The sequence below is a fragment of the Enterococcus sp. DIV1368b genome, assembly GCF_050529595.1.
GTDB classification, from domain to species: Bacteria; Bacillota; Bacilli; order Lactobacillales; family Enterococcaceae; genus Enterococcus_B; species Enterococcus_B mundtii.
In genome coordinates this window covers 2,714,234-2,738,668 of record NZ_CP172883.1, presented here as the reverse complement: position 1 = coordinate 2,738,668, position 24,435 = coordinate 2,714,234, and the positions used below count along the sequence as shown (strand labels likewise).

General features: G+C 35.8%; 23 protein-coding genes and 1 other annotated feature. Of the genes, 17 read left to right on the top strand and 6 right to left on the bottom strand.

Annotated features, from left to right (window positions below; translation table 11 throughout):
- Positions 1 to 44 precede the first annotated feature (44 nt).
- Positions 45 to 893 (top strand): alpha/beta fold hydrolase, encoded by an 849-nt coding sequence (locus IGJ19_RS12620; protein ID WP_430604572.1) that lies wholly within the window; start codon positions 45 to 47, stop codon positions 891 to 893.
- 87 nt (positions 894 to 980) lie between these two features.
- On the opposite strand, the gene IGJ19_RS12615 is transcribed toward IGJ19_RS12620, so the two are convergent.
- The 3 genes from IGJ19_RS12615 to IGJ19_RS12605 form a co-directional block, all read right to left on the bottom strand.
- Positions 981 to 1,616: an ATP-binding cassette domain-containing protein gene (locus IGJ19_RS12615; protein WP_430604176.1), complete on the bottom strand. Its 636-nt coding sequence runs from the start codon at positions 1,614 to 1,616 to the stop codon at positions 981 to 983.
- 1,334 nt (positions 1,617 to 2,950) lie between these two features.
- A complete protein-coding gene (locus tag IGJ19_RS12610) occupies positions 2,951 to 3,802 on the bottom strand; it encodes a hypothetical protein (protein WP_430604175.1) in 852 nt (283 codons plus the stop codon).
- Positions 3,803 to 4,012: 210 nt separating this feature from the next.
- Positions 4,013 to 4,339 (bottom strand): hypothetical protein, encoded by a 327-nt coding sequence (locus IGJ19_RS12605; protein ID WP_130029207.1) that lies wholly within the window; start codon positions 4,337 to 4,339, stop codon positions 4,013 to 4,015.
- A gap of 685 nt (positions 4,340 to 5,024) precedes the next feature.
- Between IGJ19_RS12605 and IGJ19_RS12600 the strand changes: the two genes are divergently transcribed.
- The 6 genes from IGJ19_RS12600 (at position 5,025) to IGJ19_RS12575 (ending at position 11,959) form a co-directional block, all read left to right on the top strand.
- Positions 5,025 to 5,861, top strand: coding sequence for an ABC transporter permease (locus IGJ19_RS12600; RefSeq protein ID WP_430604174.1), 837 nt, complete (start codon positions 5,025 to 5,027; stop codon positions 5,859 to 5,861).
- Positions 5,854 to 6,633 carry an ABC transporter permease gene (locus IGJ19_RS12595; protein ID WP_010734275.1) on the top strand — a complete coding sequence of 260 codons (780 nt, stop codon included), beginning with the start codon at positions 5,854 to 5,856 and terminating at the stop codon, positions 6,631 to 6,633. The genes IGJ19_RS12600 and IGJ19_RS12595 overlap by 8 nt, the downstream gene beginning before the upstream one ends.
- A gap of 60 nt (positions 6,634 to 6,693) precedes the next feature.
- Complete coding sequence (locus IGJ19_RS12590) at positions 6,694 to 7,734, top strand: ABC transporter ATP-binding protein (protein ID WP_065096676.1); 1,041 nt, start codon at positions 6,694 to 6,696, stop codon at positions 7,732 to 7,734.
- Between the two features lie 22 nt (positions 7,735 to 7,756).
- Positions 7,757 to 8,818 carry an ABC transporter substrate-binding protein gene (locus IGJ19_RS12585; protein WP_430604173.1) on the top strand — a complete coding sequence of 354 codons (1,062 nt, stop codon included), beginning with the start codon at positions 7,757 to 7,759 and terminating at the stop codon, positions 8,816 to 8,818.
- 109 nt (positions 8,819 to 8,927) lie between these two features.
- Positions 8,928 to 10,652: an adenine deaminase C-terminal domain-containing protein gene (locus tag IGJ19_RS12580; protein WP_430604172.1), complete on the top strand. Its 1,725-nt coding sequence runs from the start codon at positions 8,928 to 8,930 to the stop codon at positions 10,650 to 10,652.
- Positions 10,649 to 11,959, top strand: coding sequence for an amidohydrolase (locus tag IGJ19_RS12575; RefSeq protein ID WP_272018404.1), 1,311 nt, complete (start codon positions 10,649 to 10,651; stop codon positions 11,957 to 11,959). The genes IGJ19_RS12580 and IGJ19_RS12575 overlap by 4 nt, the downstream gene beginning before the upstream one ends.
- A gap of 113 nt (positions 11,960 to 12,072) precedes the next feature.
- On the opposite strand, the gene sdaAA is transcribed toward IGJ19_RS12575, so the two are convergent.
- Together sdaAA and sdaAB are read right to left on the bottom strand one after the other, a co-directional pair.
- On the bottom strand, positions 12,073 to 12,945 hold the full coding sequence (gene sdaAA / locus IGJ19_RS12570) for an L-serine ammonia-lyase, iron-sulfur-dependent, subunit alpha (protein ID WP_074799359.1): 873 nt from the start codon (positions 12,943 to 12,945) through the stop codon (positions 12,073 to 12,075).
- Positions 12,946 to 12,960: 15 nt separating this feature from the next.
- Entirely contained in the window at positions 12,961 to 13,629 is a 669-nt protein-coding gene (sdaAB, locus tag IGJ19_RS12565; protein ID WP_010734281.1) for an L-serine ammonia-lyase, iron-sulfur-dependent subunit beta, read from the bottom strand.
- Between the two features lie 320 nt (positions 13,630 to 13,949).
- On the opposite strand from sdaAB, the gene rplK reads away from it, so the two are divergent.
- From rplK to rplL, 4 genes are all read left to right on the top strand, one after another.
- Positions 13,950 to 14,372: a 50S ribosomal protein L11 gene (gene rplK, locus IGJ19_RS12560; protein ID WP_010734282.1), complete on the top strand. Its 423-nt coding sequence runs from the start codon at positions 13,950 to 13,952 to the stop codon at positions 14,370 to 14,372.
- A 101-nt stretch (positions 14,373 to 14,473) separates the two neighbouring features.
- Positions 14,474 to 15,163: a 50S ribosomal protein L1 gene (gene rplA / locus IGJ19_RS12555; protein WP_071866451.1), complete on the top strand. Its 690-nt coding sequence runs from the start codon at positions 14,474 to 14,476 to the stop codon at positions 15,161 to 15,163.
- A 79-nt stretch (positions 15,164 to 15,242) separates the two neighbouring features.
- Positions 15,243 to 15,368 (top strand) — a sequence feature (ribosomal protein L10 leader region).
- A 170-nt stretch (positions 15,369 to 15,538) separates the two neighbouring features.
- Positions 15,539 to 16,042 carry a 50S ribosomal protein L10 gene (rplJ, locus tag IGJ19_RS12550; RefSeq protein ID WP_071866450.1) on the top strand — a complete coding sequence of 168 codons (504 nt, stop codon included), beginning with the start codon at positions 15,539 to 15,541 and terminating at the stop codon, positions 16,040 to 16,042.
- Positions 16,043 to 16,100: 58 nt separating this feature from the next.
- Complete coding sequence (gene rplL / locus IGJ19_RS12545) at positions 16,101 to 16,469, top strand: 50S ribosomal protein L7/L12 (protein WP_010734285.1); 369 nt, start codon at positions 16,101 to 16,103, stop codon at positions 16,467 to 16,469.
- 332 nt (positions 16,470 to 16,801) lie between these two features.
- Here rplL and IGJ19_RS12540 read toward each other — a convergent pair whose 3' ends face one another.
- The gene (locus IGJ19_RS12540; RefSeq protein WP_010734286.1) at positions 16,802 to 17,059 is read right to left on the bottom strand and encodes a hypothetical protein; all 258 of its coding nucleotides are present in this window, start codon (positions 17,057 to 17,059) and stop codon (positions 16,802 to 16,804) included.
- A gap of 645 nt (positions 17,060 to 17,704) precedes the next feature.
- On the opposite strand from IGJ19_RS12540, the gene IGJ19_RS12535 reads away from it, so the two are divergent.
- The 6 genes from IGJ19_RS12535 to IGJ19_RS12510 all read left to right on the top strand — a co-directional run bounded on the left by IGJ19_RS12535 (position 17,705) and on the right by IGJ19_RS12510 (position 24,247).
- Positions 17,705 to 19,213 carry an RNA-binding domain-containing protein gene (locus IGJ19_RS12535; RefSeq protein WP_430604171.1) on the top strand — a complete coding sequence of 503 codons (1,509 nt, stop codon included), beginning with the start codon at positions 17,705 to 17,707 and terminating at the stop codon, positions 19,211 to 19,213.
- 382 nt (positions 19,214 to 19,595) lie between these two features.
- On the top strand, positions 19,596 to 19,790 hold the full coding sequence (locus tag IGJ19_RS12530; protein ID WP_019722298.1) for a hypothetical protein: 195 nt from the start codon (positions 19,596 to 19,598) through the stop codon (positions 19,788 to 19,790).
- A gap of 123 nt (positions 19,791 to 19,913) precedes the next feature.
- A complete protein-coding gene (locus IGJ19_RS12525; protein WP_071866449.1) occupies positions 19,914 to 20,264 on the top strand; it encodes a hypothetical protein in 351 nt (116 codons plus the stop codon).
- Positions 20,265 to 20,876: 612 nt separating this feature from the next.
- Positions 20,877 to 21,554, top strand: coding sequence for a TVP38/TMEM64 family protein (locus IGJ19_RS12520; RefSeq protein WP_086335168.1), 678 nt, complete (start codon positions 20,877 to 20,879; stop codon positions 21,552 to 21,554).
- A gap of 80 nt (positions 21,555 to 21,634) precedes the next feature.
- Positions 21,635 to 22,828 (top strand): MFS transporter, encoded by a 1,194-nt coding sequence (locus IGJ19_RS12515; RefSeq protein WP_086335167.1) that lies wholly within the window; start codon positions 21,635 to 21,637, stop codon positions 22,826 to 22,828.
- Between the two features lie 186 nt (positions 22,829 to 23,014).
- The gene (locus IGJ19_RS12510; RefSeq protein ID WP_142433633.1) at positions 23,015 to 24,247 is read left to right on the top strand and encodes a Fic family protein; all 1,233 of its coding nucleotides are present in this window, start codon (positions 23,015 to 23,017) and stop codon (positions 24,245 to 24,247) included.
- Positions 24,248 to 24,435 lie beyond the last annotated feature (188 nt).

Here is a 24,435-nt window from a genome sequence, read left to right as displayed (position 1 = left end):
TGATAAAACAAAATAAAGTAACTTTTAATCGGGTGCTAAGTCGCATGGTGTTGCTGGTACTGCTAATCCTCTCTGGTTGTCAAACGCAAGAAAACAAGAGCCAAAAAGAAACTGCCTCCACAGAAACAACGAGGACAAGCCAAGTAGAATCCGTAAAAAAGGGGAGTGTGCCTACCTTATTTGTTCACGGATATAAAGGAACAGTGAATTCATTCAAAGGAATGATCGATCGTTTAGAAGGAGAAAGCAAAGGGCAACAAGAATTGACGTTGACTGTAGATACTAATGGGAACGTTCAAGCGCAAGGGGAGTTATCAAAAGAAGCAACCAATCCAATGATCCAAGTGCTTTTCGAAGACAATGAAAATAATGAGTGGAATCAAGCAGAATGGATTCGTGCATGTCTGGTTTATTTGCAGACAACTGACCAAATCAACAAAGTGAACATTGTCGGACATTCAATGGGTGGAGTCAGCGGCCTCCGTTATCTAGTCACGTATGGCCAAGAAACAACTTTACCGCAAGTTGAAAAGTTTGTAGCGCTAGGCGCACCTTTCAATGATTTTGTGGATGATAGCGGTCAGAATTTAGCTGATTTACTCGAAAATGGTCCGGCAGTAGTGTCTTCAAGGTATCAAGATTATCAAACAATGATAGGGAATCTCCCTACCGACACACAATTTTTATTAGTTGCAGGGCAGTTGAGTGAAGTAGAGCTAAGTGATGGAACTGTTCCACTGAATAGTGCATTAGCAGTTTATGCCTTATTGAAACAGCATGGTAACCCTGTAATGGAAAAGGTCGAAGAAGGGGAAGGTGCTTCACATAGTATGCTTCATGAAAATGAAGAAGTGGATCGAGAAGTTAGTCGATTTCTTTGGGATATTGATTGAAGAAGAAAAAGCTGCATTCAGATGATCCACTAATAATATCAGATTTTTTTAAATCCAGTCGGGTGCATGCTATATAAATTTATTTCTTCATTTTATTTGAAGTAGCGTTTGATTTTCAAGTTCGTAGATATGATCTGCAAAGTCTTCCATCCTATCGTTATGACTAGAAAAAATTAGAATTCTTTGAGCATTTTCACTAAGGTAATTGTCTAACAAATTCAAAACATTTTCTCGACTGTTTTTATCAAGAGCATCAAAAGGTTCGTCTAGAATTAAATAGGTAGGTTCATCCATAAGCGCTTGAATGATTCTTAATTTTTGTTTCATACCAAGTGAATAATGTTTATACTTTTTATTCAGATCTTTTTCTAGATTCAATTGACTTGCTAAAAAACGAATTTTTTTTTCATTAGCTATTTTGCGGATATTTGCTAAATACAACAAATTTTCTGCACCAGTCCAACTTTTAATAAAATCAGGTGCGTTAATGAAAACTCCAGCATCAGGTATAAAATCTTGATCTACGCCTATTATTTTTCCAGCAACTTTGACCATCCCGTTTGTTGGGGTAGAGTATCCTACAATGAGCTTCATAAGTACACTTTTTCCTGAACCATTTATTCCTTTAATAAAAGATTTTTTTCCTTCATTGAAGATAACATTCACATCTTGAAATAAAATTTTTTGCTTATACTGTTTTCCCAGATTAATTAATTCAATCAATAAAATTCATCTCTTTTCTTAAATCTAAGATTCAAAATCGTCATAGAAATACCTAGTATCGTTAAATCACAAAGCAAGTACAATAAATTTTCTATTATACTATCTGAGATACGAATCAATCCAAAATTTAAAAGTAAATCTACTATCAAAACTGATAATAATAAAAAGGTTGACACTGGAAGAATAAATATATTATTTGATTTTAGCTTAAAGTAATCATAGTAAATTAGGAATATAAATAGTATAGTGAAATATTTAAAAAATAGGATAGTAAAAGTTACAATATTGATGCCTGAAGATAGGCCATATATATATCCCCAAAAAAATAAAGTACTAAAAAAGCTTATAAATTGAATTGCGCTATTTAATAAAAGTACAGAAAAAATATGTTTTATCCTTAGTAAAAAAAATCCTGATTTTTTATTTCTATATAGAATCATGGAATACATCGAAGCTGAAGATGTCAAATTATCTATAGTGAATAGTAAGGTAAATATATTCACTAAAAGATAAAAAACAATGAGTTTAGGATTTATTAATTCGATCAAGAACTTCTTATAGACAGATGAATTAAAAGTAATCATGCTGAATACTTCCTGTAAAGCGATATTGCTAGAAAAAATATAGATAATATAGATCACTTCTAATGAATAAACAATTGTGTAACATACTATTTTTTTTGTCATAGATCGATCTTCCGAACTTTGATATGAAAAATAAGATATCCAAGTCCCCAAAAAAGTAAATTTGAGAATAGAAAACCAATTATTCCAAAATGACTAAAATAGGTAGGTTCAGTTCCATATCCTTGAAATTCGCTGAAACTTGTTATGTACGAAATAAAAGGGTTAAAGTAGGGGGATAAATTTATATTTACAAACGCATAAAAATAAAAACTATATATCATAATAATAGTAATGTACGGTGCCCATATATTTTTGAAGGAAAAGGATGTTACTAACATGAGATACCCTGATAAGGATAATAATAAGATCAACGCAAGAGAATAGATTGAAATTATTTTGAAGTCCGCATTGCCAACTTTAATGTAACTTAATGTTGTAAATGTGATAGAGAGTATCGCCGTGTAAATGACATTACGATTAAATAATACAGCCAACTTATACCGAAAAAAACGAAAAATACTCTCGCATTTCACCACTTCCATTTGAATAAAACTATGTTTTTCAAATAAGTAAAAAAAGGATATCGTAAGTATTACTGACATTGATAGGAAATTAGAAAAAATCCATCCTGTAGTGATGATGGTTTTAGGCATAAAACTGACAAATAAAATTATTATTAAAGAAGAAATAGTCGGATAAATCAAAAACTTATAATTCAACATTCTGACTCCTTCCGTAAATCAATACTATACCAATAAATAATGGGATAGAGTTTGCAAGCAACAGAAGATATGTGTTAAATGTATAATAATCACCAGACGCCATAATCACTGTAGGATTAAAATACAACGAAATATCTTCAGAAAAAGCTGTCATCCCTGTACCGATAGCCGACATGCTATAGTAATATAAAGGTGCTGCTAATAAATATATTTTTGCTTCTGAAACGATCAATGAGATAGAAGTACCGAAGATAGTATATATAAATGGAATCCAGAAAAAACGAACAACTCCTTCTAGAAAAGACTGCAAAAACCTATGATTGACATAAAAATTGGATCCGAAAATATCTTCAAACATTGGACGTGTCACAGTATCGTTGATAGAATCATGTAATGCAATAAAGCAAAATAAGTAATAGATAAAGAAACCAAAAAATGTTGCCAATGCTATTTTTGTAGCCGTTGATAATATTTTCTTATAAACAAAATTTCTAAAATTTAAAACATGATAAATTTCAAATTTATAAATAGTTTGCCATTTTTGAGCAAATATTGCTGTTCCAATAGAAGCTACTAAAGGGATGAACATTTGAAATAAATTCGTTCCAAAAATCAAGCTATAATCAAAAGACCAAACAGACTCTGTTAAACTTCTCCAAAAGAAATCAAAAACATTATTAAAGGTTTGACCTTGATTCATTTCTTGTCTAAATCCTAAGTTTGTTACATAAAGAAAGGCATTTGAAATATATTCATTTAAAATAGAGAATACCATTATGAAAAATATGACTAAACTAAGTGAAATGTGGTATTTATTTAATCTCCAAAAATTATTCAAACATACATCTCCTTTTTTCAATCGGTATGTGACAAGAAGACGGTGTAAAAGTGTTCAGCCTCTATAAATAGGACGTAATCTCCAAAAATTTCTCTTTGAATGTTTGAGATTACGCCTTATTTAAAGAAGGCATCTCCTTTCTCGCTATTTATTTGATCTTAAGAGAAAAAATAGCGAAGTTATTTTGGCACGGATTCTTGACCATCATCTTTAAGGGGTCCATGTTCCTGAAATGTAAGTTGTAGGGTCAATGATGTTTTCTCTTTGTGAAGCTAAATGGACAGTTGAACCTGCTGAACCATTCCCAGGAAATGCAGAATTTGTAAGATAATTAAATAATCCTTGTCCTTTTCTTGACCCATTCTGATAAAGAGCAAACCATTGTTTGTGACTTTTTTGGTTGGAACTATTCCAATTAACGTATGTAGTAGCACTTGATGAAGTTTTGGTTACATTTGCAGATACTGCTGTATACGTATATGCAGTTGTTCCTCCAAAAGATTCAGCTTCAACTCGTTTTGTAAAATTTAAAAGCAAAATTCCTAAAATACTTGTCATTGTGACTAGTAATAGTTAGTTTTTCTTTGATAGAATTATGTGCTTGACCTCCAGTTAATTTTAGGATATATCCAAAAAAAATATATCATATCAATATAAAAATGCAAACCTTTCCATTGTGTTTTTTTGTTTTTTTTAATCTTTTTAACATGTATTTGTTATTGATATATTAGTTTTAGAGAAACGCTATTGGTAAATCTAATTGTTGTTTTATAAATGGATTTAACGTTCTGGAATAATGAATACCTCAAATGATTAACGACATGTAGATGCCTCGCGAGGTCGGGACAGAAGTGGATCGAGAAGTTAGTCAGTTTTTATGGAAGAGTTGAGTCTAATAAAAAGAGTAATTAACGAACGTTTTTGGATGAATGTTCGGTAATTGCTCTTTTTTGTTTTCCAGAAAACTGATTTTCTCTTTCAACTGAGATGTATTACTCAACACTTTTGATAATTAACTCGCATTAATTACGAATAATCATTTGGAAAATAAACATAGATAACTAAAATAAATACAATTTTTTTGTATAAAACGGATAAACGCAGGTTTTTTACAATGTTTTTCATATAACTCATGTTTTTTTCTGAATATATTACAAAGTTTTCTTGAAAATGTTCGTATTTTTTCTTATAATGAGACAGAACACGAATGAGGGGGAGAACAATGAGGAAGAATGTTCCGTATTTGATCATTGCGCCGGGAACGATCTTATTACTATTTTTTATGATTTTGCCATTGGTCAATATTATATGGCCAACTATTTTTACTGAAACAGGTGCTAGTCTAAGTGCTTACACCAGTTTTTTGAAAGATGATTTCAATTTGAAGATTTTTCTTCGAACAATTCGCGTTTCTGTCATTGTGACATTGATTTCTGCCGTTTTAGGTATTCCAACTGCTTATTTTATTGCAGGTGTGGGTAAAAAGTGGAAAAGTTTATTGATGGCAATGACGATGTTTCCATTATTGACCAATTCAGTCATCCGTAGTTTTGCCTGGATCAACATTTTAGGAAGGACAGGAGTGATCAATAATTTCTTGATTCGCATAGGACTGATCGAACAACCCATCGCCTTACTATATACGGAGTTTGCAATTATTATCGGGTCTGTCTATTTATTCTTACCTACCATGGTCATGACACTTGTTGGCGTGATGGAAAATATTGAGAAAGAAACACTGGAAGCTGCCGAAACGTTAGGTGCGAGTCCGTTTAAAACGTTCTATAAAATTGTCATGCCGCTTTGTATACCTGGAGTGATCGTTGGCAGTATTTTAGTATTTACAGGCACGTTGACGGCTTATACGACACCACAACTTTTAGGTGGGAACCAAAATATGATGATGGCGACTTTCTTATACCAAAAAGCATCGACTTTAGGTGATTGGACTTCAGCAAGTGTCATTGCATTGATCATGATCGTCACGACTCTGATCGTGAATAAAGGATTGAATATGATTGCTGCACGTTTAGATCGGAGGGAAATGAATCATGCGTAAGCAAAAAGGGATGACGATCATCGCAGTATTAGTTTTTGCGTTTTTGTTTTTACCATTAGTGATTATTGTTGTAACGTCTTTTGGACAATCATCGACGATACAATTTCCGATTGATGGATTCTCATTAGAATGGTACAAGAAAGCACTAAGTTCTGAAACATTTATGAATAGCTTTAAATTGAGTTTAAGTATTGGCGTAGGGGCTACTCTGTTAGCTTTATTAGTAGGCGTGCCGACTTCTTACGCACTTTCTCGTTACCACATGAAGAGTAAACAGCTTTTTAAAAATTTCTTTTTGTCACCAACGATGATTCCGGGTATCGTTGTCGGCTATTCCTTGTTCCAATACATTGTGATCAAGTTTAACTTGCCGGTGATCCAAGCTTTATTGATTGGTCATTTTTTGATCAGCCTACCGTATATCATTCGCGTCGTAGGTTCAAGCATGGAGCAATTAGATTTTTCGATTGAAGAAGTTGCCTGGACGTTGGGTTGTACCAAAACCCGCGCTTTTATGCAAGTCGTCTTACCAAATGTTTCTTCTGGAATATTTGCGGCGTTTATGCTGGCTTTTGTCAACTCATTCAATAATGTACCAGTTTCTATGTTTTTATCTGGACCAGGAGTAACGATGTTGCCCACTTCATTGTTGAGCTACATTGAATATACGTATGATCCGACTGTGTCGGCGATTTCAGTAATGATCATGGTATTAACCGTTTTCTTGATGTTTATTATTGAGAAAACGTTAGGATTGGCTTCAATCGCTTAACTGTTGAGTGAAGAAATCGAACGTACTTGAGAATGACTGGAAACTATGAGGGGGAGAACCGTGAGTTTTGTAAATTTGAACAATATCCGTGTGAGTTATGACGGAAAACAAAATATATTAGAAGATTTGTCTATTTCAATGGAAAAAGGAGAGCTAGTTTCTTTATTAGGCCCTAGTGGTTGCGGTAAAACAACGACGCTACGTGTGATTGCTGGATTGATTTCGCCGAATGAGGGCTCTTTTGTTCTGGAAGATCAAGAATTAGTGAAAGTTCCTGTGCATAAACGTAATTTTGGTATGGTATTCCAGAGCTATGCGTTGTTTCCTCATCTAACGATTGCTGAGAATGTCGCTTTCGGTTTGAAATTGCGTAAAGAAAATAAAGCGGATATCGCCAAGAAAGTAGCTGATATGTTAGCAATCTGTGGCTTGGAACAGTTGGGTGATCGTTACCCGAAACAACTGTCAGGTGGGCAACGTCAACGAGTGGCTTTGGCTCGAGCATTGGTTATTGAACCTAAGTTACTATTGCTAGACGAACCATTAAGTAATTTAGATGCGAAACTACGTGTCCAAATGCGGATCGAGATCAAACGTATCCAACAACAACTTGGTATTACAACAGTTTTTGTGACCCACGATCAAGAAGAATGCTTTTCGATCTCGGATAAAGTCGCGGTCATGAATAATGGCGTTATCGAGCAATATGATACACCGGAAACAATCTATCGACATCCAAAAACTCGTTTTGTTGCACATTTTATCGGTTTTGAAAATTTCTTTCCAGTTGAACAAATCGAAGGCATCCGCTATCAAGCTGCAGGGAATGTCATTGAGACACCTTATGAGCAACCGATAGCAGAGCGATTAGTAGCGACGATCCGTCCCGAAGATATTGAGATTGCCTCTGATGCGACACATAATCTTGTAAAAGGTGAAGTGAAAGTCAGAACATTTTTAGGGAAAAGTTACCAGTATGAAGTGACAACGGCTTTAGGTAAGTTCTTAGTAAACGGTACGGATAAACAAATTTACCAAGCAGGGGATCAAATCAACCTGCATTTCCCAAAAGATAAAATCGTTCTTTTGGAAGATAAATAAGTAGAGAAAAGGGGAAAAATCAGTGAAAAAAGGCTTTCTAGTAAGTTCAGTAGTTTTAGCAAGTATGTTTGTATTGACAGCTTGCGGTGGAGGATCTGAAACTAATTCTTCCGAAGCGAAAGAGTCAAAAGATCTAGTTGTATCAACATTTGGTTTAAGCGAAGATATCGTGAAAAGCGATGTGATGGATCCTTTTGAAAAAGAATTCGATGCGAAGATCACAATGGATCTAGGGAACAGTGGCGATCGCTTCAACAAATTAATCAGTAATCCTAGAGGAATCGACGTGATTGAGTTAGCGCAAGCGAATTCAGCGGATGGCGCTTCTCAAGAATTATTTGAAAAACTAGATGAATCAAAAATCCCTAATTTAGCGGACTTAACTGAAGGAGCGAAGGAAGTCTTTGATAGTGGTGCAGGTGTTCCGATTGCTGTAAACAGTGTAGGTATCGTTTACGACAGAGAAAAAGTTGGAAAAGATATTACTAGCTGGTCAGATCTTTGGGATTCAGCATTAGAAGGAAAAATCTCGATCCCAGAAATTACTACGACTGCCGGTCCTTTGATGATGTATATTGCAAGTGATCATGCGGGTGTAGCGATTGAAGATGACAATGGCGAGGCAGCATTTGAAGCCTTAGAAGAATTGAAACCAAATATCGTTAAGACCTATGCTAGATCTTCTGACTTAGCAAACATGTTCCAAGCAGGAGAAATCGAAGCAGCGATCGTGATGGATTTTGCTTATGATATCGTCAAAGGGGATTCTGACACGATCGAATACGTGGTCCCTGAGAGTGGCACATATGCGAACTACAATACGATCAATATTCCAAAAGAAGCAGCGAATAAAGAATTGGCTTACTCATTCATCAACTATAGAATTAGCGAAGAATCACAAAAAACAAAGGCACTTTCATTAAATGAAGCACCGACGAATGATAAAGTGGAGTTGAGTGAAGAAGAAGCTGGTAATATGACGTATGGGGCAGTTGCTGATCGCGCAAAAAATATTGACTTTGATTTCGTGAATAGTCAAATGACTGACTGGATCGATCGTTGGAATCGTTTGATCAACCAATAAACATTTTCCTATCAACGGAAATCATTGAAAAAATAAACATTGGGGTGGTTGTGTCGGAAACGCACAGCCCCCTATTCGTGTCTAAGGACAATAAAAGTGAGGGAAAAATGTGAAGATTGACTTATTGATTAGAGATGCCCAAGTGTATAACACAGCCAAACAATGTTTTGAGAAGAAACATGTCACAGTCAGCGGTGAAAAATTTTATTACATCACAACAAAGGATCTGAGTCACTTGGAGAGCCTTCAAGAAATTGATGGCCGAGGGAAATACATGATTCCTGGCTTGATTGACAGCCACATGCACATTGAGAGTTCAATGACTACGCCAAGTATTTTTTCAAAGGCCGTTTTACCATTTGGTGTGACTACAGTGATTGCGGATGCGCATGAGATGGCAAATGTTTTTGGGCTTGAAGGGTTGACTGAATTTATGGCTGCAGAAACGGAATTAGATATTTTCCATGCTATCCCATCGTCCGTTCCTTCCACTACACCTGAACTAGAAACTACCGGTGGCATCATTGGGTTAGCTGAAACAGAAAAATTGTTAGACAATCCAAAAGTGATTTGTTTAGGCGAAGCCATGAATTTTCACGGCATTGCCCATGAACCAAATTCGCTGATTCGCCAAATTATTGACCTATGTAAAGAAAAACGTCCGACGATGCCGTTGGAAGGACATTGTCCTAAAATTTACGAAGAAGAATTGGCAGCATTTATGTATAGCGGGATTTCTTCTGATCATACGCATCAGTTTCCAGAATCCTTAGCAGAAAAAATTGAGAACGGCATGTTTATCCAATTTCAAAACAAGTCGATCACACCGGAAAATATGGCGGTGATCACAGAAAATGAATATTATGACTATGCTTGTCTGATCACTGATGATGTGATGGCAGACGATTTACTCACTGGTCACTTAAATGAAAATTTGAAAAAGGCAGTAGAGGCGGGGTTACCAGTCGAACAAGCAATCTATATGACGACTTATACGCCTGCACGTAGAATGGGTTTGAATGATCGTGGATTGATTGGACCTGGACGAATGGCTGATTTTATTTTGTTAGATGATTTATCTACATTCGCTATTTCTGCGGTCTTTAAATCGGGCAAAGAAGTCTACAGGCAAGGTGAGGCGATCACTTATCCAGAAAAAATCGAACAATTTCCTGCTTCATACAGTCAAACGGTCCATTGTAAAAAGCTTTCTTTAGATGATCTAAGGTTGCCAGTCAAAACGGATTTGGCAAGTGTTCGTTGTAATGTTATTCGTAAACATGAGGTTGGTACGTTTACAGAACGGATCACGAAGGAAATTCCGGTGAAAGATGGATACCTCGATTGGGAAAATTCAGATTGCGCCTTATTGCTCGTGATGGAACGTTATGGAAAGAATGGCAATGTGGCGTATGCTTTGATGGAAGAACCCATTTCAAAACCAGGAAGTATTGCGACGACTTGGGCGCATGATCATCATAACGTGATGGTGATGGGGAATAACTGCCAAGACATTCTGCTGGCTCAGCAAAAATTGTTGGAATTACAAGGTGGCTATGTGGTAGTTAACGAGGGCAAATTAGCAGCAACTTGCCCGCTACCGATTGGCGGGATCGTTTCACAAGCGCCAATTGAAGAGTTAGGCCAAGATTTAAAAACTGTGCGTAGAGAAATGCAAAATTTAGGCTATAAAAACATGAATGAGATCATGTCGTTTTCTACTTTGTCACTACCAGTTTCACCTGCAATCAAAATGACAGATAAAGGAATGATGAATACGAAAACACAGGAATTTTATCCGCTGGTTTTTCCAAGTGATGGTGTTTTGTTATGAGTACATTGATAAAAAATGTCCACGTTCTAACGATGGATGATCAACTGACTGAATACAAAAACGGGTATGTACGGATTGAAGAAAATCGCATCATTGAGATAGGAGAATGGCAGGAAGGCATGGCTTCTGCGGAGGAAGTCATCGATGGTGCAGGTGGTATCTTATTGCCAGGTTTTGTGAATACACATACCCATGCTGGGATGATTCCTTTTCGATCTTTAGGAGACGATGTACCAGATCGATTACGTCGGTTCTTATTTCCATTAGAAGCGTTCATGACCCCAGAGCTAGTGGCAGCTAGTACAGCCTATGCAATCAGTGAGATGTTGCTTAGTGGTGTGACAGGTTTTTGTGACATGTATTATTTTGAAGATCAAGTCGCGCAAGTATGTGATCAGTTTAAGATTCGTGCGATTCTTGGTGAAACGATCATTGATATGCCTGTGTGTGATAATGTAGAGCCTTCTGGTGGTTTGACTTATTGTGAGACATTCTTGCCAAAGTGGAAAGATCATCCATTGATTACGCCTGCGTTGGCTCCTCATGCGCCGAATACCAATACCTATGAAGGGTTGAAGCGGACAGTCGAATTGAGTGAACGATTCGATGTGCCGATCACCTTGCATGTGGCAGAAATGGACTATGAAATGCAGGGATTAGCGAAGCAGTATCAACAAACCCCATTCGAGTTGTTGAAAGACTTAGGTTTTATGAACAGACCGTTGATCATGGCCCATTGTATCCATATGACAGAAGCAGATATTGCTTTAGTCGCTACAGCAGGAGAGCAAGTCGGAATTGCGCACTGTATCGGTGCGAACACAAAATCAGCGAAAGGTGTAGCGCCAGTTAAAGCGATGCTTTCTGCGGGTTTAACTGTCGGTTTAGGTACAGACGGTCCAAGTAGTGGCAACACTTTAGACCTCTTTGCACAAATGAAGCTATTTGCCAATTTTCATAAAACCTTTGAAAAAGATCGTGCGCTTTTCCCAGCGAAGGAAATTGTCCGTTTAGCCACTAGAGGTGGGGCGGAATTGTTAGATTTTAAAGAAACTGGTCAGCTTGTTGTAGGGAACAAGGCAGATTTTATTATCGTTGAGACGCAGTCTGTGAATATGTTTCCGATTTTTGATCCTTATTCTGCCTTAGTCTATTCAGCGAATGCTTCCAATGTGGCTCATGTGTGGGTGGATGGCAGACAGCTCGTACGTGATCATCAGTTAGTCCATCATGACTTAAAACAAATCAAAGCGGATCTCTATGAACAAATGGGGCAATTTGTGTTTGAAGCAAAGCGAAGGATGTAAGAAACAAACCGAATAACCATGGCAGCAAATTTGCTGCCATGGTTATTCGGCATATCTTTGGCGATAACGAATTTTTGTGCATTGTCTGATTCAGCTTTTGATATAAGAAGTAACTATGTTTGTTTTTCTAAGATTTCTTTCGTTAATCGTTTCGCGGTAGGTGTCACTGCAAGTCCGCCTTCTGCGGTTTCTTTGAAAATCGAAGGCATTTGTCTACCCACTTGGTACATGGCAGCGACTACTTCATCAGGTGGGATCACGCTTTCGATGCCAGCTAAAGCCATATCAGCTGAGATGAATGCTTGTGACGAACCTAAAGCATTTCTTTTAACGCAAGGAACTTCGACGAGACCAGCTACAGGATCGCAGATCAAACCCATCATATTTTTAAGCGTGATTGCCACAGCTTGGGCGGCTTGGTGAGGTGTGCCGTTTTTCGCACAAACCAAGGCAGCGGAAGCCATCGCACTCGCCGATCCGATTTCTGCTTGACAACCACCTTCAGCCCCGCTGATCGATGCGTTGTTTGCAATGACCAAGCCAAAAGCGCCAGCTGTAAATAAGAAGTCGAGTTGTTGTTCATGGGTTAATTGCAAACGATCACGTACGGCCATCAAGACACCAGGGACAACTCCTGCGCTGCCCGCAGTAGGCGTTGCGCAGATCAATCCCATTTTGGCATTGACTTCGTTCACAGCAATCGCATTACGAACCGCGGTCAAGATTGTTTCGCCACTAAGGAAATCAGCGTGAGAAAGATAGTTGTCCATCTTTTTGGCATCGCCGCCAGTAATTCCTGTGACAGAAGTTACGCCGGCATTTCCTTCTGCGATAGATTGTTCCATCACGAGTAGATTCTTTTCCATGATCTTGATGATCTGCTCACGAGAACGACCGCTCATCTCCATCTCAACTGCGATCATCAATTCGGCAACGCTAGGGTAGTCTTGTGCTTGTTGGACTAATTCTTCAATTGATAAAAACATACCTCGTCTGCTCCTTTACTCGAAATAATTGACACTGTCAATATTTGGTAACTGTTTTAGTTTTTTTACGGTATCTTCTACTTGAGGATCGTCCACTTCCATGATCATAATGGCATTTTCGCCTTTTGACTCACGAGTAACTGTCATTGTACCGATATTGGTGTTGGTTTCTGAAAGAATATTGGTGACTTTAGCAATCATGCCAGGAACGTCTTGGTGGACGATGATCAAGGTCGGTGTTCCCATGCTTAATGAAATCTTGAAGCCGTTCAATTCAGAAATCTGGATGTTGCCCCCACCAATTGAGATACCTGTAACCGAAAGCTTTCGACTGCCTTTTTTCAACAACATTTTGACGGAATTAGGATGATCGGCTTTTTCACTTTTAGGTACGAATAATACTTCCATACCTGCTTCATGAGCCAACCTTAACGAATCTGCTAAACGAGAATCATCAGGTTCCATGCCTAATAATCCTCCAACTAAGGCAATATCAGTACCATGTCCACGATAGGTTTTGGCAAAAGACTCATATAGGTAGATGTCAACAGAATCTGGTTGATCACCAAAAATACTACGGACGATCTTTCCGATTCTTGCTGCTCCAGCGGTATGCGAACTGCTCGGTCCAATCATGACAGGACCAATAATATCAAATACACTTCTGTATTTTAGATCTTTCATTATTTCACCTCATTAGAATAGAAGAACTTATTTATTATATATATTATGTATTAGGTTCATACAGGCGTAAGTTTAGCATAAATAAGCGATTTATAAAGAGATTTCTTCACGTTTTAACCAGATATTTAGCTTTTTTTTGGATAAAGGTGAAAATAATCAGAAAAAATTGTTGAAAAAAAAGAATAATTTGCTATACTGTATCAGTGTGCATTCGTTATGTACATGATATGTCAATTGATTTTAAGATCAACTGACAATACGTGGGAGGAGAAATATGCATCTCCAATTAACCACATCACGGACTTAAGGAGGTATGTCTCGTGGCAAAGAAAGTAGAAAAAATCGTTAAATTGCAAATTCCTGCAGGTAAAGCAACTCCAGCTCCCCCAGTAGGTCCTGCACTAGGTCAAGCGGGTATCAATATCATGGGATTCACAAAAGAATTCAATGCTCGTACAGCTGATCAAGCAGGTTTGATCATTCCAGTTGTGATTTCTGTATACGAAGACCGTTCATTCACATTCGTTACAAAAACACCACCAGCTGCAGTATTATTGAAAAAAGCAGCGAAAATCGAAAAAGGTTCAGGCGAACCAAACAAAAATAAAGTTGCTAAAGTTTCTAGCGATCAAGTAAAAGAAATCGCTGAATTAAAAATGGAAGACCTAAACGCAGCTAACGTTGAAGCAGCAATGCGCATGGTTGAAGGAACTGCACGAAGCATGGGGATCACTGTAGAATAATCTGCACCCTAAGAAAGTAGCTTCTCAGTTGGCCCTGTATTGAAAGGTATAGGACACGTGGGAGGTACAACCGTTATAACCACAATCAAGGAGGAACCAAAATGGCTAAAAAGAGCAAAAAAATGCAAGAAGCATTGAAAAAAGTGGATTCAAATAAAGTTTATTCTGTCGCTGAAGCAGTAGCATTAGCGAAAGAAACAAACATTGCAAAATTTGATGCAACAGTTGAAGTTGCATACCGTCTAAACGTAGACCCTAAAAAAGCAGACCAACAAATTCGTGGAGCTGTTGTATTACCAAACGGAACTGGTAAAACACAAACTGTTTTAGTATTTGCTAAAGGAGACAAAGCAAAAGAAGCTGAAGCAGCTGGTGCAGACTTCGTTGGTGACGACGACATGGTTCAAAAAATCCAAAACGGATGGTTTGACTTTGACGTAGTTGTTGCAACACCTGACATGATGGCTACTGTTGGTCGTCTAGGACGTGTATTAGGACCTAAAGGCTTAATGCCAAACCCTAAAACTGGTACTGTAACAATGGACGTAACAAAAGCAATCAACGAAGTAAAAGCTGGTAAAGTAACTTACCGCGTTGACAAAGCTGGAAACATCCACGTACCAATCGGTAAAGTTTCTTTCGACAACGAAAAATTAGTTGAAAACTTTGCTGCGATCCATGATGTATTAGTGAAAGCTAAACCATCTGCAGCTAAAGGTCAATACATGAAAAACATTACTGTAACAACAACATTTGGACCTGGTATCCATGTAGACCAAGCTTCTTTCTAATCCAACGATTAGGACGTTGATTGATCCAACTGAAAAATAATTCTTGACTCAACTAGTTTAGCGTGCTAAGCTAGTTGAGGTTAATAATTAACTTGTACCGAAGACAGTAGGTGGCTTAGCCTTAATTTCCTACCGAGGACGTTTATTGAATATATTCAATAGTCCCTCTATGTCTACGGTGGCATAGAGTTTTTTGTTGTGAATCACTAAGAACGAAGTGATTAGATGATGAACAATACTCGTTGAGTTGAGCGAAAGGAGTTTCCTTTCGAGCGCAAGCGAGTAGAATCACTAAGAACGCAGTGATTAGATGAGGCACAAACGATTCAGTCGTAAAAAACTCTTCCATCAAAATTCAGGAGGTGAAACTCAAAAATGAGTGAAGCAATTATCGCAAAAAAAGCAGCAATCGTTGACGAAGTAAGTGCAAAATTTACAGAAGCAGCTTCTGTAGTCGTAGTTGACTACCGTGGATTAACTGTTGATGAAGTAACACGCTTACGTAAACAACTTCGTGAAGCTAACGTTGAAATGAAAGTTATCAAAAACTCAATCCTTTCACGTGCAGCTAAAAAAGCCGGCCTAGACGGCATGGACGAAGTTTTCACTGGCCCTACAGCCGTTGCATTCAGTAACGAAGATGTAGTAGCACCAGCGAAAATCATGGACGAATTTGCTAAAGATGCAAAAGCATTAGAAATCAAAGGCGGTATCATCGAAGGTAAAGTATCTACATTGGAAGAAATCACAGCATTGGCAAAATTGCCAAACCGCGAAGGACTTCTATCTATGTTGCTATCTGTACTACAAGCGCCAGTCCGCAACGTGGCTTACGCTGTCAAAGCAGTCGCAGACAAAGAAGATGGAGATGCAGCTTAATTGCCGCATAGCATAAACAATAAATAAAAAAAGAACATTTAAAATGGAGGAAACAAAAATGGCATTGAACATTGAAAACATCGTTGCTGAGTTAAAAGAAGCAACTATCCTAGAACTTAACGACCTAGTTAAAGCTATTGAAGAAGAATTTGGCGTATCTGCTGCTGCTCCTGTAGCTGCAGTTGCTGCTGGTGGCGGTGCTGCTGCTGAAGAACAAACTGAATTCACTGTAGAATTAACTGCAGCTGGAGACCAAAAAGTTAAAGTTATCAAAGCAGTTCGTGAAGCAACTGGCTTAGGCTTGAAAGAAGCTAAAGCTGTAGTTGATGGCGCTCCTGCACCAGTTAAAGAAGGCGTTTCTAAAGAAGAAGCTGAAGAATTAAAAGCTAAACTTGAAGAAGTTGGCGCTTCTGTAACAGTTAAATAATTTTATCGATTTTTGATTGGCTAAAAACCTTATTGATTAAGGTTTTTAGCCTTTTTTTGTTTCTTGAAATGCGCTGTGTTTCTAGTATAACTCGTGGCAACACAAGTAAAAACGTAAAAACCATTTGATCATGAGTAGTAGCAGAAAAGAAAGATGTTCATCAAGTCTATTGCTAAAACTTATTCGTGATTAGATATAGTTGGCGATAGATGATAGTAGCTAAAAGGAATTTGGGTACGTGTATAATCTTCTCGTAACTCAACTATTATCCAGAAGCGTTCTGGTAGTGTTTTTGTATAAAAAAACGACTCAAAATGAGTCGTTTTAACAGATTATTGTAATAGATCATTAATTTCTTTAAATTCTTTATCAAGTTCTTTTTCATCATATTTTTCGTATTTATCAGCTTCATGAAGAATTTTTTTGATTTCATGAATCGCCTTACGTTCAACTAACCATTTTTTTAGGTTGTGTTTTTTTTCTGGATTTTCAGATAACGTATCAAGTTCATTTAATTCTTTATCCAGTTTATTGACTGTAGCAACAATTTTGTCTAAAGCTTTTTCTTCTTTGTGTTCTAAATCTGACATTTATCTTCACGTCCTTTTTATTTGATAATTTAAGTATAGGACGTTGCCATAAATTCTTCCAAATAAAACCCTTATATATGCTTATTTGCATAATAGAGAAGAACATAATAAAAGTATATCATACTATATGTGAACAGCTTGTATGAACTAATGCTTATTGACGAAGTTAAAAATCATTCAACAAAATATTTTTGTCATTATATACAAAATAATCAATTTCATAACCGTCCATACACGTACCTTTATTATGATAACAAGTTTGTTGCCGCGATTTCTCATTTACATACTCAAAAATAAATTAGTGGTAACAACCTGTACCTTTAGCTCAGTTAGATAGAGTATTTAGCTCATAATAGAAGATGTGTAGGTTCGAGTTCTAGAGTATACAAAAAAACCTTTCATTAGAGTTATTCTCTATCTAATGATGGGCATAATATTCAGATTAAAATATATTAAACCTAAATTATATCTCGAATTTTTATATTGTCAATTCTTTTGAAATACTTTTGATTTATCTAGACTATTGAGCATAATTATATTGGAAAGGTTGAAATAGCAACATTTTTTAAAGAAGAATACTTTTGAAATACTTTTGAAATGCTTTTGAATTAAGATCAGGGGGTGTAAAAAATTAAGTTTATTGAATTGAAAGATGAAATCTTCACAGAACCAAAAGAAAATTTCCAACTTGAGTTTAAAAAGTCTCAAACTAAACTATCGAATGATGTATGGTCAACTTATAGTGCGTTTGCAAATACTAATGGCGGAATTATAATTTTAGGTATAGAAGAGCTAGTATCTAAAAAAGAATACCAAGTAGTTGGAGTCGACAACCCAGAAAAAGTTATTACGGAATTTTGGAATTGTATCCATGATAAACAAAAAGTTAGTGTTAATTTACTTACTAATGAAGATGTTCAAACATTCAAAGTATCAGGTAAATCTATTATAGAAATAAATGTACCCAAAGCACCGTATGAAAGAAGACCAGTTTATATAAACAACAACAAAAGTAAAACATATATTAGAACAGACGATGGTGATCGTATTGCAGATGATGCACAATTTAAATATCTAATCGTAGACTCGCAGAATGATATTGATAGTGAGCTGTTGCAAAACTATGACATAGACGATTTAAATCTTGAAACAGTGAACGAATATAGAAATCTACTTTATAAAAATACGAATAATTCTAAATATTTTGAGCTTAGTCATGAAGAATTATTAAAGAATATTGGAGTATTAAAAAAAGATAGACAAGATTCTAAGTCGCCATATAGACTAACAATAGGCGGATTATTATTTTTGGGCAAATATAATTCTATAACTGATAGATTTAAAAAATTTCAATTAGATTATTTTAAAAAACAAAGCTTTTTAGATACTGACTGGCGAGATAGGGTATCAAGTGGAGATATGAATTATCCTGAGATGAACTTGTTTTCGTTCTACAATTTAGTTATTCAAAAATTAGAACTCAGTGTGCCTGATTCCTATAGACAAGAAGAAAATATGACGAGAGGGTCCTATAGAACAGACTTATTACTTGCATTAAAAGAAGCATTAGTAAATACATTAATGCATGCTTATTATGTCTCTGATAAAGTAATTAAAATAATCAATTGTGATGATTACGTAAGTTTCTACAACCCGGGAGAAATGAAAGTTTCTAAAGATGAATTTATAAATGGAAGTTTTTCTGTAACAAGAAATTCGATTATCTCAACGTTATTTAGAAGAGTTGGAATTGCTGAAAAAGGAGGATCAGGAGGACCTAGAATTTTTGAGGTAGCTACAAAGAACAGCTTGCGTACTCCAGAAGTTGATACCAATTTTGATTCTACTGAAGTCAGGATATGGACAATAAATATGTTAGAAAGTTTAAGTGGTCTGAACGAAGTAGAAACTAGCATAATTAAATATGCCATGGAAAAACCTGCTTTTAAAATTAAAGATATAGTAAATTCTACAAGCTATAAAGATCACACTGTTAGAAAAAATGTAAATAACTTAGTTGAAAAGGAGATGCTACAAAAGATAGGTAATGGTAAAGCCACCATGTTTGTTTTAAGCTCTTCTGAGGAAACTGGGGTGATGACGTTTAAAAGATTACTGAAAGAAATAGAAGTTGGTTTTATGAAGAGTAGATAAAAGTAAAATCTCCCTCAATGACACTTGTGAGATATTTTCCGTTTTTCAATTAATGTTCTGAATAATTTTTTATACTAAAATCACCGCGCAAACCAACTCCTAACTAAATGCCATTCCCATCCACCTTCGGGTGGTATTTTTTATAGCAGATATAAATAAAACGAATAAAAAAACTTTTTTTTATAGATTATAATTATATTGTGTTACATGATGTTAATCTGTTCTGCATTTACATGATCTTCTATCCAACTTGTTGGACAAAAGGCTTGTCGTTGCACCCCTCAATTAATCTCGCCAGATCTTCTGTGTTTTCTGCCACTTTTTTCTAAGTTGCTTGAAAGAGTAGCCTTTACATAAATAATTTAACAAAGAAGGTATAGTTATGTATTATGTAGAAGTCCAAACGCGAGGAGTAAAAAATAAACAGTATGTTAAAACGGTACGCCATAATTATCCATTGTTAGGATCATGGGAAGAGGCTGAACCATTTTCAAAAGAATGTGCATTGCAAATAAAGTCAATATTAGAACAAGAACTAACTTGTGGAAAAGCAAATGTCACTATCATAGAAAAGTGAAAATGATTGAAACTTTAACCAGGCAAAGCAATAGAAGGACAACACGTGCTTAATTTCATAAAGCTTATCAGTGAGAAAGTGTGGATAGATAGACTTTAAAAATATATGTAAGAAGGGATAGGCATGACATATGAAGTTAAAGTCAGTAAAGAAATTCTGAATATATTTTCTGAGAATCAATCAAAAAGGTATCAAGAAATAATCTTATATAAAGTGAATGAGTATTTGACACACAACTTTTATCGAATCAAACTTGTTGATACACCTGTAAAACCATCGATTTATGAAATGAAAATCCGTTTAGGAAAAGAAAATTTTCGAATTGCTTTTATAATAGAGGATAAGGAGGTACAAGTTTTTTATATTAGTCGAACGTTAAAAAAAGAATTATTTGATAAAGAAGTAAACAGATTTGTTCATCGATTCAATAAAAAACACAGAATTACTAAGTCTATGAAGAAAGTAGAGGCATAGTAAAATGAACATGATTTGTAAAAAGCAATTAAAGCAATTTTTGAAAAGAAAATTTAAATCGAAGGATTGTTTTAAGTTAAAAATTCTTACGTTTAAAAAAGATCGCTATTTACTTATCAGTTATGATCAAGAACGATATACAATAGTTGAAGATGGATTCGAAAAGAGTAAGTATCAGTTCGACTCTTCAGATGAAGCAATAAAAGCAGTGATGAAAATGGCAAATATTGAATTTAAACGTAGCTATAGACTTTATATACAATAAATCCTCTGATAGTAAAGTCTGGTGAATCGAAAAAATCCTCTTACGATGTAGAAACAAATAGGAAATATTAATGAAAAATTAGAAAGCCAGATATTAAAGCAACCAAGGTAAACTAAAAGCAGTGAATTATTGCAAAGTAAAAGTAATTAAATCTTTTCTATTCATTATTATGCACCGAAGCCTTTGATATGAGTGGTTTCGGTATTTTTTGAGCGAATTGTTTTGCTTTCAGCATGTTTAGAATAATGGTGATAGAAAGTCTGGTATTTTAAGTATCACGTTTGTTCTGTTTCCTCATCTAATGATACACTAACAGTGAGTAAGTCTGAGGAGGAGAAGAAGACGCTATGAAAAAGCAATATATACGTAATACACTGATTGGTTTAGGATTACTGCTGATTTTGTTTGTTGGCTATCAACTTTATTTAGAGTATCGACCAGATATCCACTTATTACTAGATCCACAGGCAAGCCGCAAAGAATGGATGCGAGAAATTCGTTCACACGGAGTATCTGCTGCGTTTATTTTGACGTTGTTGATCAGTTTGATGTGTGCGGTTCCAGGTATTCCTACTTCTGTGATCGGTGTGGTCGTCGGCCTAAGTTATGGTCCATTTCTAGGAACAGTCATCAATGTAACAGGCAATGCACTTGGAAATATCTTATCGATCGTTTTGATGCAACATTTATCCTTTATGGATCATAGTAAAAAAGAGAATCGTTGGGTCAAAGCAATACGTCGGATGAAGCATCCAAAAATAGGAGTCATGATCGGCTATATGGTACCGGTGATTCCGTCTTCTGTCGTGAACTTTGCCGCAACCTCCTTAAATCTTTCGGTTCGTGAGTTATTATTATCGATCCTTATCGGCGTAGTGCCATCTTCCCTTTTATATGCGTGTGGCGGAGAAGCATTGTTTCATGGGGAACATATAAAAGCACTTGTTTTGGTCGCTAGTGTGTTAGTTTTAACAGTATTGGTGGTTATTATCTATCGTGATCGAAGAAAACATTTAGTTAAATAACCTTATTTATTTTATTTGAGCCTCCCTGTTTTCAATTATTCTAAGAAGTTGTAAACTAAGAAAGGAAATGGGGGAATCCGATGGAAATGAATAAGCAAACACCGCTTTCGAAATCATTGATTTTATTATTAGCGATCACCTGTGGGGTAGTCGTCGCAAATATGTATTATATCCAACCAATTGGCACAAAAGTAGCGGTAAATTTATCAGTCAATACGAGTGCTGTGGGTTTGTTGACGATGCTGACTCAATTAGGCTATGCATTAGGATTATTATTTTTAGTTCCATTAGGGGATGTCGTCGATCGACCTAAATTGATCATTCGCATGGCGGGATTATCTGCACTATCCTTATTAGCAGCCTTTTTCGCACCAAACTTTGCTCTATTTGCAGTTGCTTCTTTCTTGATTGGTCTACTATCGATCGTTCCGCAAATCATTATTCCTTACGGCGCCGTACTTGCAGGACCAGCAGCGCGAGGAAAAACAATGGGGATCTTATTGAGTGGTTTACTAATGGGAATCTTGCTCTCTCGAACTGTTTCAGGACTTCTTGCTAGTTGGTTTTCTTGGCGTAGTGTTTACCTATTTGCCCTTTGCCTAGTTGGAGCGCTAACTGTGCTACTCTATTTAAAATTACCGAGAACACAAGGAACGTTGGAAAAAGAGTCAACAGTCTCTTATCTTGCCTCACTAAAAAGTTTACCGAAACTCGTCAAAGAGCAACGATTGTTGCGTGAAGCTGCAATCAATGGCTTTTTTATGTTTGGAACGTTTTCGCTTTTTTGGTCAACGCTGATCTTTTATATCAGTAGTCCAGCTTATGGATGGGGAACTTTTGAAGCAGGGATCTTGGCAATCTTTGGTTTGTCGGGAGCAGTAGCTGCACCGATCGTTGGTCGCTTGGCGGATACTTATTCGGAAAGACGAATCGTTGGTATGGGCTTAGTGATGCAGACAATTAGTTTTCTCGCTTTGTTTGTTGCGGGTGACTATGTTGCCGTCCTATTAGTTGCAATCATTTTATTAGATGTTGGGAACCAGTTCGGGCAAGTAGCGAATCAAAGCAGAGTACAAGGGCTTGGCGAAGCAACAAGTAATCGCAACAACACGATTTTTATGTTTATGTACTTTATCGGTGGAGCAACAGGCTCTTTATTAGGCTCAGTGATGTGGCAGCATTATGGTTGGGTAGGTGTGACTGTTACGGGACTGATTTTCCAATTGTGCGCGTTTTTCTTTCAAGCAATTATTTATCCTGATAAAAGAAAATAAGATAGAATAAATTAATTAACTATATAAATTTCGTATACCAACTAAAGGAGAGGATAGGTTCTTTTTAGTTGGTATATTTTGTTATAGCATAATTATGGATTTAGATGTTGGTTATCAAGAAAAAATTGCATTATATTTTAATAAATGGTATTTTTATTAAAATAGAGTGAAGGAGAAGTGGTGAAAATGAGCTATAAACCATTAAAAATTACTTTTTATGAAAATAGAAACGAATTTGAGGAAGAGTATAACTCTAGATTTAACTTTTTTTCTACTTTTAAGACTGGACTTAAAATTCATCCTTTTGATCGAGAGCAACGTATCACAACAGAAAGTTATGAACTATTTTACATACCATTATTAGAACATGAAAACTTAAAAGAAAGAATTCAAAAAAATTCATCAGAAATTGAAAGATACATTAGTATGCTTCCGCCGTTTATCCAGAGAAACATCTTTAATTCGCAAATCATTGATGAAATAAAATCAACAAATGATATTGAAGGTGTACAAAGTACAAGAAAAGAAATCGGAACAGCAATAAAGAAAAGAAATAGTGATGAAATAGTTAGATTTAAAGGAATAGTAAATATGTACATGAACTTGGGTGAGTCTGAGTTTGAGGAGATTCACGATATTGTGAAAATACGAAATATATATGATGAATTATTTCGTAAAGATATTCCAGAAGAGGATCAACCAGATGGACAGCTATTCAGAAAGGAAGTAGTCTATATAGGTTCTGAGAACAAACGAGTTCATCAAGGTAATCCTAACGAGGAAACAATCATAAGAGATTTAAATAATCTCGTTTTATTTATGAACAGAAAAGATATTCCTTTTTTATTAAAATGCGTGATTACCCATTACTATTTTGAATATATCCATCCTTTTTACGATGGAAATGGTCGGATGGGGAGATTTTTAATTTCAAATTATCTTTCTAGAAAATTAGATTTTTTAACTGGGATCACAATTTCAAATGCAATCACACATGACAAAAAAGCTTATGGAAAGTTATTCGAAGAAGTTTCAAATCCGAGAAATAAAGCGGATTTGACTCTGTTTGTACAAAATATGTATCAATTGATTATTGATGGACAAACTAAGGTGATTGAAGAGCTACAGATAGCAAAAGCCAAACTAGATAATGCAATTAATAATCTTAAAAAATTGGATCTGAAAGACAAAGATATGGTTGAAGTATTATTTGTATTGATTCAAGGTCATTTATATAATGAGGTAAATGAATATATTACGGACATTGAATTGAGAAAACACCTTAATATATCTTATCCTAAATTAAAACAAATCAATCAATATTTGATCGCTAAAAAGCTCATTGTACAGATTAAAAAGAAACCCTCAATCCATATCCTTTCAACAGAATTTCAAGAGAGGCTAGAGTCATTTTCATAAGAACAAAATTTTGTGACATGTTTTATTTACCTATTATTTATTTTCAAATTTGTAGGTGATCGTTTTGGTAAACGGAATAATGATAGTTAAACCTTAATAAATGATTTTTTTATATTTGGTCTATACAGATATTGTCATTTTGAAATAAAGGTGCTATAATTGGGCTATACCAAAACAAAAGGAGTAAT